At 70.8% G+C, this 11,497-nt stretch carries 12 protein-coding genes; 2 read left to right on the forward strand and 10 right to left on the reverse strand.

What is annotated here, in order from left to right:
* A partial coding sequence (locus Asi02nite_RS39710) for an N-acyl-D-amino-acid deacylase family protein (protein WP_203719216.1) occupies positions 1–1,043 on the reverse strand: 1,043 nt, incomplete at its 3' end.
* Positions 1,044–1,077: 34 nt separating this feature from the next.
* Here Asi02nite_RS39710 and Asi02nite_RS39715 point away from each other — a divergent pair.
* Positions 1,078–1,455, forward strand: a complete 378-nt coding sequence (locus Asi02nite_RS39715) for a RidA family protein (protein WP_203719217.1) — start codon at positions 1,078–1,080, stop codon at positions 1,453–1,455.
* 5 nt (positions 1,456–1,460) lie between these two features.
* Here Asi02nite_RS39715 and Asi02nite_RS39720 read toward each other — a convergent pair whose 3' ends face one another.
* The 9 genes from Asi02nite_RS39720 to Asi02nite_RS39760 all read right to left on the reverse strand — a co-directional run bounded on the left by Asi02nite_RS39720 (position 1,461) and on the right by Asi02nite_RS39760 (position 10,600).
* A complete protein-coding gene (locus tag Asi02nite_RS39720) occupies positions 1,461–2,312 on the reverse strand; it encodes an IclR family transcriptional regulator (RefSeq protein WP_203719218.1) in 852 nt (283 codons plus the stop codon).
* 11 nt (positions 2,313–2,323) lie between these two features.
* Positions 2,324–3,319 carry an ABC transporter ATP-binding protein gene (locus Asi02nite_RS39725; protein WP_203719219.1) on the reverse strand — a complete coding sequence of 332 codons (996 nt, stop codon included), beginning with the start codon at positions 3,317–3,319 and terminating at the stop codon, positions 2,324–2,326.
* Positions 3,316–4,263 (reverse strand): ABC transporter ATP-binding protein, encoded by a 948-nt coding sequence (locus Asi02nite_RS39730; protein WP_239127675.1) that lies wholly within the window; start codon positions 4,261–4,263, stop codon positions 3,316–3,318. Before Asi02nite_RS39730 ends, Asi02nite_RS39725 begins: the two co-directional genes overlap by 4 nt.
* Positions 4,264–4,337: 74 nt before the next feature.
* A complete protein-coding gene (locus tag Asi02nite_RS39735) occupies positions 4,338–5,216 on the reverse strand; it encodes an ABC transporter permease (RefSeq protein ID WP_203719220.1) in 879 nt (292 codons plus the stop codon).
* Positions 5,213–6,172: an ABC transporter permease gene (locus tag Asi02nite_RS39740; RefSeq protein ID WP_203719221.1), complete on the reverse strand. Its 960-nt coding sequence runs from the start codon at positions 6,170–6,172 to the stop codon at positions 5,213–5,215. The genes Asi02nite_RS39735 and Asi02nite_RS39740 overlap by 4 nt, the downstream gene beginning before the upstream one ends.
* Positions 6,173–6,246: 74 nt before the next feature.
* The gene (locus Asi02nite_RS39745; protein WP_203719222.1) at positions 6,247–7,857 is read right to left on the reverse strand and encodes an ABC transporter substrate-binding protein; all 1,611 of its coding nucleotides are present in this window, start codon (positions 7,855–7,857) and stop codon (positions 6,247–6,249) included.
* 29 nt (positions 7,858–7,886) lie between these two features.
* Entirely contained in the window at positions 7,887–8,732 is an 846-nt protein-coding gene (locus tag Asi02nite_RS39750) for a fumarylacetoacetate hydrolase family protein (protein WP_203719223.1), read from the reverse strand.
* A 6-nt stretch (positions 8,733–8,738) separates the two neighbouring features.
* Positions 8,739–9,611, reverse strand: coding sequence for a Gfo/Idh/MocA family protein (locus Asi02nite_RS39755; RefSeq protein ID WP_203719224.1), 873 nt, complete (start codon positions 9,609–9,611; stop codon positions 8,739–8,741).
* Positions 9,608–10,600, reverse strand: coding sequence for a Gfo/Idh/MocA family protein (locus tag Asi02nite_RS39760; RefSeq protein WP_203719225.1), 993 nt, complete (start codon positions 10,598–10,600; stop codon positions 9,608–9,610). Before Asi02nite_RS39760 ends, Asi02nite_RS39755 begins: the two co-directional genes overlap by 4 nt.
* Positions 10,601–10,765: 165 nt before the next feature.
* Here Asi02nite_RS39760 and Asi02nite_RS39765 point away from each other — a divergent pair.
* Positions 10,766–11,497, forward strand: a 732-nt coding sequence (locus tag Asi02nite_RS39765) for an aminotransferase class III-fold pyridoxal phosphate-dependent enzyme (RefSeq protein ID WP_203719226.1), incomplete at its 3' end; no start/stop codon positions are given.

Here is an 11,497-nt window from a genome sequence, read left to right on the forward strand (position 1 = left end):
ACGGGATCCGGGGCCGGCCGGCTGGTCCACGAAACCGTGATCTCGTCCCAGCCCGTCGGCCGGTCGACCCAGGCGGCCCGCACCGCGGCGCGGACGGCCGGGTCCTGCAGCGCCGAAGCCCAGACCGCCGGCCCACCCTCCTGCGTCGAAGCCGGCAGCAACTGCGAGAGCGGCGCGTTGCCGTGCAGGTAGGGGTAGATGTCGACGCCGACGTCGAAGCCGTCCGCGTTGGCCGCGTCGACCAGGTCGAGGGCGCGCCGGACCGCGCCCCAGTTGCGGCGTCCGACGGCGGCGAGGTGCGAGATCTGGGTACGCGCCCCAGTCGCCCGCGCCACCCGCACCGCCTGGTCGACCGAGCCGAGCAGGTCGTCGTCGTAGTTGCGGACGTGCCACGTGAAGATCCGGTCCCGGTCCGCGACGACGCGCGCGAGGGCCAGCAGTTCGTCCTCCCGGACGTACGGCAGCGGCGCGTAGACCAACCCGGTGGACAGCCCGACCGCTCCCGCGTCCAGCGCGTCGCCCAGCAGCGTGCACATCCGGTCGATCTCGGCCGGCGAAGCGGGCCGGTCGGAGAAACCCACGACCGAGGCGTGCAGGGCGAGATGCCCGACGAGCGAGGCGACGTTGAGCCCGGGTCCGGCCGACGCCAGCGCCGCGAGATAGCCGGCGAGGTCGGGCCACGACCAGTCCACCGCGGGATCGAGGTCGAGATAGCCGACGGCCTGCCGGACGAACGCGACCGGCGCGCCCGGCGCCAGCGGTGCGACGCCCAGCCCGCAGTTGCCGACCACCTCGGTGGTCACGCCCTGGTGCACCTTGCTGAGCCCGCGCGGGTCGGAGAGCAGCGTCAGGTCGGAGTGCGTGTGGATGTCGACGAACCCGGGGCAGACGACCCGGTCGGTGACGTCCCGCACCACCGCGGCGGTGAGCCCGGCACCGAGAGCCGCGACACGGCCGTCGCGCACCAGCACGTCGGCGCGCACCGCGGGCGTGCCCGAGCCGTCGACCACGAGGCCGCCCGCGAGCAGCAGGTCCTCAGACATGGGCAACCCGCATGGAATGTGGTTCCATGTTGCGATGATCGAGAGGTTCCACCCCGAGGGGTTCCCGCCGCCGCCCGTTCCGCTCTCCCCCGCCACCAAGGCGGGCGACTTCGTCTTCGTCTCCGGCCAGGTCGCCACCGACCGCGACGGCACCGTCTACGTCGGCGACTTCACCCGCGAGGTGGAGACCACATTGGACAACGTCGAGGCGATCCTGGCCGCGGCCGGCGCCCGGCCCGACCAGATCGTCAAGATCGGCGCGTACCTGTCCAGCGCCCTGCTGTTCGCGCCGTTCAACGAGATCTACCGCCGCCGCTTCCCGGAGGCCCCGCCGGCCCGGACGACCGTCGTGGTCGCGTTCGGCCACAAGGACGTCCGGGTCGAGATCGAGGCCATCGCCTACGTCGGCTAGCGGAATCATGGGCGACCGACGACCCGCAACGACCGGTGCACGATCCGCAGCGCCGTGACGAAGTCCGGGTCGTCGGTCACCGCCTTGGCCGCCTCGTCGAGGGCGGCCACGTAGGCCTGCTGCCGGGCCGTGCTGAACTCGCCCGCCGGGCCCGACACGCTCACCGCGGCCAGGCAGTCGCCGTCGACCCGCACCGGCACGGCGACGCAGCGCAAGCCCGCGCTGCGCTCGTTGTCGTCCAGCGCGAAGCCCCGCCGGGCCACCTTCTTCAGGTCCTTGCGCAGGTCGGCCAGCGTGGTCAGGGTGTTCTCGGTGAACGTCGGGAACGGCTCTGCCGGCACCGCCGCGGGCAACTGGTCGTCGGGCAACTCCGAGAGGAGCACCTTGCCCAGCCCCGTGGCGTAGGTGTGGTCGCGGGCACCGAGCGCGGTGGTGAACCGCAGCGGCCGGTCCGGCTCGGCGACACAGATGTGCAGCACCTGGTCGCCGTCGAGCACGCCCAGGTTGGCGGTCTGCCCGGTGCTCTCGGCGACCGGCTGGAGGTAGCGCTCGGCGACGACGGTCAGGTCCAGGGTGGACACATACGCCGCCGCGAGCCGCTGCACCTTGTGGCCCAGCCGGTAGGACGGGCGGTCGTCGACGCGGACGAGATATTCCATCTCGGACAGCACGGCGAGCAGCCGTACGAGCGTGCTCTTGGGCAGTGCGGTCGCGTCGCTGAACTCGGTCAGCGTCAGCGGCTCCGGCGCGGCGGCCAGCATCTCCAGCAGGGCGAGGCCCCGGGCGAGCGCGTTGGCGTGGTAGTTCGCCGACGCGGGCTTGGCGTCGTCGACGGAAACTCGGGTGGCTCTCGGCATTGTGGACTCTCCTACGCGCCGCCGACGGTGGCTGGAACCTCGGGGAAGTGGCATGCGCTGGGGTGTCCGACGCCGATCCGATCGATCAGCGCGGGCGCTTCCTCCGCGCACACATCCTGAGCCTTCCAGCACCGCGTGCGGAACCGACAACCGGACGGCGGGTTACTCGGACTGGGTACGTCTCCGGCCAGCGTGATCCGCTCACGCTCGTCCCGGCCTGCGGGGTCGGGCACCGGGATCGCCGACAACAGCGCCTGGGTGTACGGGTGGGTGGGCGCGCTGAAGATGTCGGCGCGCGTCCCGGTCTCCACGATGGAGCCCAGGTACATGACCGCGACCCGGTGCGAGATGTGCCGCACGACCGAGAGGTTGTGCGAGATGAACACGTACGCCAGCCCGAGCCGGTCCTGCAGGCCGCGCAGCTGGTTGATGACCTGCGCCTGCACCGAGACGTCCAGCGCGCTGACCGGCTCGTCGAGCACCAGCAGCCGCGGATCCAGGGCCAACGCGCGGGCGAGGCCGATCCGTTGCCGCTGGCCGCCGGAGAACTCGTGCGCGTACCGCCGGGAGTGCTCCGGGCGCAGCCCGACCAGTTCCAGCAGCTCGCGGACGCGGTCCGGGCCACCGTCGGCGTAGCGCCCCTGCACCCGCAGCGGCTCCGCGACGATCTCCTGCACGGTCATCCGCGGCGACAGCGACGCGTACGGGTCCTGGAACATGATCTGGAACGCCTGGCGCTTGGCGCGCAGCTCGCGCTGGGAGAGCGTCGCCAGGTCGGCGCCCTCGAACAGGATCTTCCCGGCGGTCGGCTCCAGCAGGCGGACCAGCAGGCGGCCGGTGGTCGACTTGCCGCAGCCGGACTCGCCGACCAGGCTCAACGTCTCGCCGGTGTCGATCTCCAGGTCGACGCCGTCGACCGCGCGGATCTCGCCGACCTGCCGGCGGAACACGCCGCGCCGGATCGGGAAGTGCTTGTGCAGCCCTTCCACCTTCAACAGGCTCGTCATGCCAGCTCCTCACTGAAGTGGCAGGCGCTGCGCCGCCCGGCGCCGACGTCGCGCAGCAGCGGTCGCTCAGTCTCGCACCGCGCACGGGCCAGCGGGCAACGGGGATGGAACGCGCATCCGGCGGGCGGGTCCGCCATGTTGGGCGGGTTGCCGGGAATCGGGTCGAGCTGGTCGACCTCGACGTCCATCCGCGGCAGGCTGGCCAACAGACCCTTCGTGTACGGGTGCCGCGGGTTCGCGAACAGCTCCTGGACCCCGCCGGTCTCGACGACGCGGCCGGCGTACATGACGACCACCGCGTCGGCGAGCTCGGCGACGACGCCCAGGTCATGGGTGATCAGGATGGTCGCCGCGCCGGTCTCCGCCTGCGCCTTCTTGAGCAGCGCGAGCACCTGGGCCTGGATCGTCACGTCCAACGCCGTGGTCGGCTCGTCCGCGATGATCAGATCCGGGTCGTTGGCGATGGCCATCGCGATCATCGCGCGCTGCCGCATGCCACCCGAGAACTCGTGCGGGTACTGCTTGACCCGCTGCGCGGGGTCGGGCACACCGACCAGCCGCAGCAGCTCGACGGCCCGCGCCCAGGCGGCTTTCTTGTCGGGCTTGCGCTGGTGCAGCAGCACGGCCTCGGCCACCTGCGCGCCCACGGTCATCACGGGGTTCAGCGCGGTCATCGGATCCTGGAAGATCATGCCGACGGGCCCACCGCGCACCTTCCGCAGCTCGGCGGGTGACATCGCCTGGAGGTCGGTGCCCCGGAAGGCGATCGCGTCGGCCATGACCTCGGCCGACTTCGGCAGCAGTCGCAGCACGGACATGGCGGTCACGGTCTTGCCGGAGCCGGACTCACCCACGACGGCCACGATCTGTCCGGCGTGGACGTTGAGGCTCACGTCGGAGACGGCGTGCACGACCCCGTCCTCGGTGTGGAAGTCGACACTCAACCCGTCAACCCGAAGCAACGGTCCGTTGTTAACGCTTTCCGCATAGGAACGGTCCGTTGCCAACATCCCATCGCTCATGACGCCGACCTCGGGTCGACCGCGTCGCGGAGGCCGTCGCCGATGAAGTTCACCGCGAGGACCGTCAGGGCCACCGCGATGCCCGGGGAGAGCCAGAGCCACGGCTCGCTGCGGATGACCGTCAGGCTCTGGGCGTCGGTGAGCATGTTGCCCCAGCTCGCCGCCGGTGGCTGCACGCCCAGGCCCAGGAACGACAGCGTCGCCTCCAGGGCGATCGCCTGCGCGACCGCGAGCGTCGCCACCACGCTGACCGGGGGCAGGGCAGCCGGGATGATGTGCTTGCGCATCAACCAGAGCGGTCCCGCGCCGGTCGCCCGGGCCGCCAGCACGAACTCCTGCTCGCGCAGCGAGAGCGTGACGCCGCGGACGATGCGGCCGCAGACCGGCCACTGGAACAACCCGATGGCGATCACCATCGTGAGCACGCTGGGGCCGAGGATGCCGGCCACCACGACGATCACGACCAGCGACGGGAACGACATGAACACGTCGGCCAGCCGCATCACCAGGCCGTCGACCCAGCCGCCGAGCAGCCCCGCGATGCTGCCGAGGAGCGTGCCGACGACCACCGCGATGGCGGCCGAGGCGATGCCGACGCCGAGGGAGATCCGGCCGGCGAAGAGCAGCCGGGACAGCACGTCGCGACCGGTCGAGTCGGTGCCGAGCAGGTGCGCGCCGGACGGGCCGGAGCGCGCCGACAGCAGGTCGATCGCGTTCGGGTCGTGGCCGGAGAGCGGCCGCGCGAAGATGGCGGCGAGCACGACCAGACCGATGAACACCAGGCTGACCACGGCCGCCGGATGCTTGCGGAAGCGGCGCACGGCTGCCCGGGCGGGCGAGCGCCCCACCGGTGCGGCCACCGTCGTGGACGTCATCGCAGCCTCACTCTCGGGTCGACGACGGTATAGAGCACGTCGGCCAGCAGGTTCGACACCAGCACGAGGATCGCGATCAGCAACGCGAAGCCGACGATCACCGAGTAGTCGTGCTGGTTGACCGCGCTGACGGCGAGTTGGCCCATGCCGGGCCAGGCGAACACCTGCTCGATCACGACCGCGCCGGCGAGCAGTTGCGGCAGGTTGGCGGCGATCACCGTGAGCACCGGGATCAGCGAGTTGCGGAACGCGTGCCGCAGCACGACCCGGGTCGGCGGCGCGCCCTTGGCGTTGGCGGTGCGCACGTAGTCGGCACCCAACTCGGTGATCATGCTGCTGCGCACGTACCGCATGAATGGTCCGGAGTTGCCGAAACCGAGGATGACGGCCGGCAGCACCAGGTGGTGCAGGGTGTTGAGCAGGCTGGGGTTGGTCGGGTCGGAGATGCCCGACGACGGGAACCACTGGAACTTCAGCGTGAACACGTAGATCACGATCAGCGCCACGAAGAACACGGGGATCGAGACCGAGCCGAGGCTGACCACGGTCGCGCCGTAGTCGAGCCAGGAGTTGCGCCGGCGGGCCGCCAGGATGCCCAGCGGGAACGCGATCAGCAGCGAGATCAGCAGGCCGACGCCCATCAGCTCGACGGTCGGGCCGATCCGCTCACCGAGCACCTCGGTCACCGGGCGGCCGTTGAGCAGCGAGACGCCGAGGTTGCCCTGCAGCGCGTTGGTCAGCCAGTGCCAGTACTGCACGGGCAGCGACTGGTCGAGGCCCAGCTCGGCCCGCTTCTGCGCGATGAACTCGGCGCTGCTGGAGTTGAGCTGGTCGGCCGGGATCTGCATGGCGATCGGATCGCCGGGTGTCTTGTGCACCAGCGCGAAGATCGCGATGGTGATCAGGAAGAACACCAGCACGTTGATCGACAGCCGTCGCACCAGAAAAGCGGCCAACGCTCACTCCCTTCGTCAGCACGGACCGCGGTCGGGCCGGTCGCCGTTGACAGGCCCGACCGCGGTGCTGTGGGTCAGCCCGTGATGCTCCAGCTCGCCGGGTCCCAGAACAAGGTGTCCTGCGAACCCGGTGCCTGGAAGCCCTGCACCTTCTTGTTGACGGCCCAGAGACCGTACGGCGAGTACAGCCACATCAGGTCGGCCTGGTCGTTCTCCAGCTTCGCGGCCTGGTCGTACAGCGCCTTGCGGGCCGCCTCGTCGGCGGTCGCGTTGGCCTGCGCCATCAGGTCGTCCAGCTGCGCGTTGCAGAAGTAGTTGATGTTGCCGCCCGCCGGGTACTGGTTGGCGCACGACGTGATCCCGTTGATGGTGGACGAGTCGACGGCGTAGTTGCCGCCGCCGTAGAGCACCATGTCGTACGTCTTCTCCTGGTAGGTCTTCGGGATCTCCGCGGCCTGGATGTTGACCAGCTTCACCTTGACGCCGACCGCGGCGAGCTGGTTCTGCACGATGGTCGCGGTGGCATCGCGGTCCCGCTGACCGTGCACCCACTGGAGCTGGACCTCACGGTTGGCGTCCCAGCCCGCCTCGGCGAGAAGCTGCTTGGCCTTGGCGACGTCCTGCGCGTACTCGTTGAGTCCGGCCGGCTCGTTGGCCTTCGCGAAGTTCGAGAGCCGGACCTCGGCCTTGCCCGCGAGCACGGTCTGCACGATCTGCTTGCGGTCGAGGGCGTACAGGAAGGCCTGACGGACCTTGACGTCCTTGAAGTACGGCTTCGCCTGGTTCAGCGCGATCCGGACGAAACCGGCGCCCGGCTTCTCCTGCGTCGCGATGTTGTTGAAGCCGGCCACCGTCTCGAGGTCGGTCGGCGAGAACGACGCGATGTCGATGCCGCCGTTGCCGAGCTGCGCCGTGGCGTTGTCGGACGTCATCGGCTTGAGGTAGACGTCCTTGATCTTCGCGGGGCTGAAGAAGTTCGGGTTCGCCGTGACGTGCACGTACTGGTTGGTCTTGTAGTCGACGAACGTGTAGGGGCCCATGCCGACTGTCGGCTTGCGGAAGAACGCGTTCTTGGCGACGGCCTCCGGGGCGTCCTTGCCGAGGATGTGCTCGGGCAGGATCCACGCGCTGCCGATCAGCGCCAGGAGGCCGAAGTTCGGCTTCGCGGCCTTGATGACGAAGGTGTTGTCGTCGGGCGCGGAGAAGCCGGAGATGCTGGTCGCCTTGCCGTCGACGAAGTCCTTGACGCCGGCGACACCGGCGTAGTTGCCGGCGGTCGTGCTCGTCGTCTTCGGGTTCGCCATCAGGTTGTAGGTGAACAGCACGTCCTTCGACGTGAAGGGCGTGCCGTCGCTCCACTTGAGACCCGAGCGGAGCTTGAAGGTGAACGTCGTCGCGTCCGGCGACACCTCGTAGCTCTCGGCCAGCCGCGGCTGCAGCTTGTAGTTGGGGTCGACGCCGAGGAGCCGCTCGTAGATGAACGACATGACCTGGCCGTCGGGGCCACTGATCGGGGCCAGCGGGCTGAACACGCCGGCCGGCTCCTGGTAGAGGTAGACGTTGAGAGAGGTGGCGGCCGTGCCGGAGCCGCCCGAGGGGGTGGTCGACGGCCCCGTGCACCCGGCGACCGCCAGCGTGGCGACCGTCAGCCCGACGACCGCCGTCCGTATCCGGTTTCTGAACATAGTGGACCTCTCAGTGGGGGCGGTCGCTGCTAGACGACCGTGTTGCGGAGTTGGCCCAGCTGACCGACGACGACGGTGATCACGTCGCCGGCCTTCAGGAATTCACCCGTCGCGGCGCCCACGCCGGACGGCGTTCCGGTGAGGATCACGTCACCGGGCTCGAGGGTCATCAGTCGTGACGCGTGCGCGACCAGCTCCGCCACGCTGAAGATCATGTCCTTTGTAGAACCAGACTGCTTCGTCACCCCGTTGACGTCGAGGTGGATCGACAAGGCCTGCGGGTCGGGCACCTCGTCGGCCGTGACCAGCCACGGGCCGAGCGGCGCGAAGCCGTCGAGCCACTTGCCGGCCAGCCAGTCGAAGAACCAGACCATCTTGTCGTCGGTGTCGCGCGGGAACCCGTAGTCGACCGAACGGGCGGACACGTCGTTGGACGTCAGGTAGCCCGCCACCGCGTCGAGCGCGTCGGCCTCGGTGACGTCGCGGACGCGGCGGCCGATCACCACCCCCAGCTCGGCCTCCCAGTCGACCTCGGAGCTGACCGCCGGCATGGGAATGTTCGCGCCGGGGCCGACGATCGAGGTCGGCGGTTTGAGGAACAGCCGGGGGCTCAGCCGCGTCTTGTCGAGCGGGTCACCGCCGGTCTCCGTGACGTGGTCCTGGTAGTTGGCGGCGGCGGCCAGCAGCTTGCCCGGGCGCAGCAGCGGGGCCAGCAGCTCGACCTCGGCCAGCGCGACGTCGAGCCGCTCGGTGTCGCCGGTCCGACCCGTCAGGAACGCCGTCAGGTCACCGTCGCCGTACTCGACCACCCGGTCGTCGTCGGTCAGTCGGCCGTGCCGGACCTCGCCGGCCCGGCGGTAGGTGACGAGTCGCATCGTTGCTCACTCCCCTGTCTCGACCGGCTGGCCGGTCTCCATCGACCGCTGCGCGGCCTCGATCACGCGCTGCGCCCGCACCGCGTCGGACGGGCCGACCGCCGCCCGGCCGGTGGCGATGCCCGCCGCCAGCACGTCGAGCAGCGCGTCGACCGTGCCCGGGCCGGTCCACACCGGACCCGTGAAACTCGTCCCCCGCACCGAGAGCGCCGGCTTCGTGGCGTCCACCGCGAGCACGCCGTGGGAACCGCTGATCCGGTAGCGGTGCACGGCCGGGCCGCCCGGCGGCACGTCGCGCAGGACCGGCAGCCGGCCGCAGACCACCGTGCTGGTCACGCCGTGGTCGTGGTCGAGCAGCAGCGTGACCAGCGCCGGCGAGCCGGTCGCGTGCACCCGGCGCACCTCGAGGCCGAGCAGCGCGTGCAGCACGTCGACCGGGTAGAGCCCGAAGTTGACCAGCTCGCCGCCCGGCGCCGGATCGCCGCCGGCCACGAGGAAGTCGCACTGCACGTTCCACGGCAGGCCGACCCGGCCACCGCGGACGGCGGCGATCGCGGACCGCAACGCACCGCCGAGCCGCTGGTGGTGGGCCGGCACGACGACCACGCCGTGCTCGGCGGCCAGCCGCTCGATCTCCTGCGCCTCGGCCACCGTCGCCGCCAGCGGCTTGTCGGCCAGCACGTGCCTGCCCGACCGGATCGCCTCGGCGATCGTCTTCCCGCGTTCCGCGAGCGGCGCCGCGATGCTCCACACCTCGGCGTCGTCGGGGTTGTCGACGATCTCGAACGCCGGGTGGCGGCGGAACGCCGGCTCGTACATGGCGGTCTGGTGGTCCTGCGTGCCGATGCCGCCGTTGCCGACCAGCGCGACCCGGGTCATGCCGTCACCGCCACGGGCCTGCCGGTCGCGATCGACTCCTCGACCGCGACGCCGAGGGCCACCGCCCGCACGGCGTCGGCGACCGGCATCGCCGGTGGGGCACCGCCGATCGCGTCGAGCCAGGCGCCGAGTTGGGCCGCGAAGCCGTTGCCACCGGCGGCCGGCAGCGTCGCCGTCCCGGCCTCACCGAAGACCAGCGCGCTCTCGCCGTCCCAGCCCTGCTCGACGATCCCCGCGGTGCCGGCCACCAGCAGCTCGCGCTGGGCCAGCGAGCCGGGACGGTGCGCCCGGCTCATCTCGCAGACCGCGGTCGCGCCGTCGGCGTAGGTCACCACCATCTCCAGGTAGTCGTAGATGCGCAGCTCCGCCGCGGTCTGCTTGCGGCCGCGGGCGAAGATGGCGGTCGGTTCGCCGCCGAGCCACCAGGTGGCCAGATCCAGCAGGTGCACGCCGTTGTGCAGCGCGTGCCCGCCGGAGCGGACCGGGTCGCCGACCCAGGCGCTCCAGTCGGGCCAGATCCAGCCGCCGAGAATCGCCAGCCGCACCAACTGGGGCCGCCCGATGGCGCCGGAGTCGATGGTCTGCTTGACGGCTCGGCCGTAGTCGTAGAACCGGTGCGTGTGCGCCGCGACCAGCACGCGCCCGGTCGCCTCGAACGCCTCGGCCAGTGCCCGCGCGTCGGTGAGCGTGGTGGCCAGCGGCTTCTCGACCAGCAGGTGCTTGCCGGCGGCGGCCACCCGCAGCCCGATCGGCGCGTGGGTGTCGTTGGGGGTGCAGAGGATGACCGCGTCGGCACCGGGCCAGGCCAGTGCCGTGTCGAGGTCCGTCTCGTAACGGATGCCGCCCTGCTTGCGGGCGAAGGCCGCGGCGCGGCCCGGATCGGCGTCGACGATCCCGACGAGCTCGGCCCGTGGGTCCGCGTCGATCGCACCGCAGTGCGCGTCGGCGATGAAGCCGGCGCCCACCAGCACGATGCCCGTGCGATCCATCGGCGTGACCTCCCCAGGCACGGAACGATGTTTCATGTTCGGTCATCCTGTGGTGGCCGTCGGGTCGTGTCAAGGTCGATCGCGTAAAACATGGAACGCCTTGCCATGTTGATGAGGGTTGTTTTACGGTCGGCTCCGCCAGCCCAACTGGATACGAGGTCGCTCATGCCAACCCCTCTGTCGTCCCACGACTCTCCGCTCGGCAAGGCCATCGCCGACGCTGCCGCGGCTGTCATCCCCGGCGGCGTCAACTCCTCGACCCGCTACATCGGCGCGCCGTACGCGTTCGTCGCCGCCGACGGCGCCTACCTCACGGACGCCGACGGCCGGCGCTACCTCGACTACCACGCCGCGTTCGGCGCGATCCTGCTCGGCCACAACGCGCCGGTCGTCAACGACGCGATCCGCGCCGCCCTAGGCGGTGTCGACCTGACCGGCATCGGCGTCACCGAGGGCGAGGTCCGGCTGGCACAGCGGATCGTCGAGGTGATCCCGTCCGCCGAGTCGATGATCGCCACGATGAGCGGTTCGGAGGCGACGGCGCAGGCGATCCGGCTGGCCCGCGCCGCCACCGACCGGGATCTGATCATCAAGTTCCAGGGCGGCTTCCACGGTTGGCACGACGCGGTCGCCCGCAACGTCATCTCGACGCCCGAGCGGGCGTACGGCCGTGACCCGCTCTCCAAGGGCATCCTGGACCAGGCGGTCGACGCCACCCTGATCGCGGAGTTCAACGACCTCGACTCGGTCGCCGCGCTGTTCGACGCGCACCGCGACCGGATCGCGGCGGTCATCCTCGAACCGATCCCCCACAACGTCGGGGCGCTCGTGCCGACGCAGGAGTTCGTCGAAGGCCTGCGCAAGCTTTCCCAGCAGCAGGGCGCCCTGCTCATCTTC

The organism is Asanoa siamensis (assembly GCF_016862555.1).
Taxonomy (GTDB): domain Bacteria; phylum Actinomycetota; class Actinomycetes; order Mycobacteriales; family Micromonosporaceae; genus Asanoa; species Asanoa siamensis.

Excerpts from the sequence above, each read along its gene's own strand:
- Asi02nite_RS39735 (WP_203719220.1), bottom strand. The coding sequence starts at position 5,216 with ATGACGTCCACGACGGTGGCCGCACCGGTGGGGCGCTCGCCCGCCCGG.
- Asi02nite_RS39750 (WP_203719223.1), bottom strand. The coding sequence starts at position 8,732 with ATGCGACTCGTCACCTACCGCCGGGCCGGCGAGGTCCGGCACGGCCGA.
- Asi02nite_RS39725 (WP_203719219.1), bottom strand. The coding sequence starts at position 3,319 with ATGACGAGCCTGTTGAAGGTGGAAGGGCTGCACAAGCACTTCCCGATC.
- Asi02nite_RS39760 (WP_203719225.1), bottom strand. The coding sequence starts at position 10,600 with ATGGATCGCACGGGCATCGTGCTGGTGGGCGCCGGCTTCATCGCCGAC.
- Asi02nite_RS39720 (WP_203719218.1), bottom strand. The coding sequence starts at position 2,312 with ATGCCGAGAGCCACCCGAGTTTCCGTCGACGACGCCAAGCCCGCGTCG.
- Asi02nite_RS39715 (WP_203719217.1), top strand. The coding sequence starts at position 1,078 with ATGATCGAGAGGTTCCACCCCGAGGGGTTCCCGCCGCCGCCCGTTCCG.
- Asi02nite_RS39745 (WP_203719222.1), bottom strand. The coding sequence starts at position 7,857 with ATGTTCAGAAACCGGATACGGACGGCGGTCGTCGGGCTGACGGTCGCC.
- Asi02nite_RS39755 (WP_203719224.1), bottom strand. The coding sequence starts at position 9,611 with ATGACCCGGGTCGCGCTGGTCGGCAACGGCGGCATCGGCACGCAGGAC.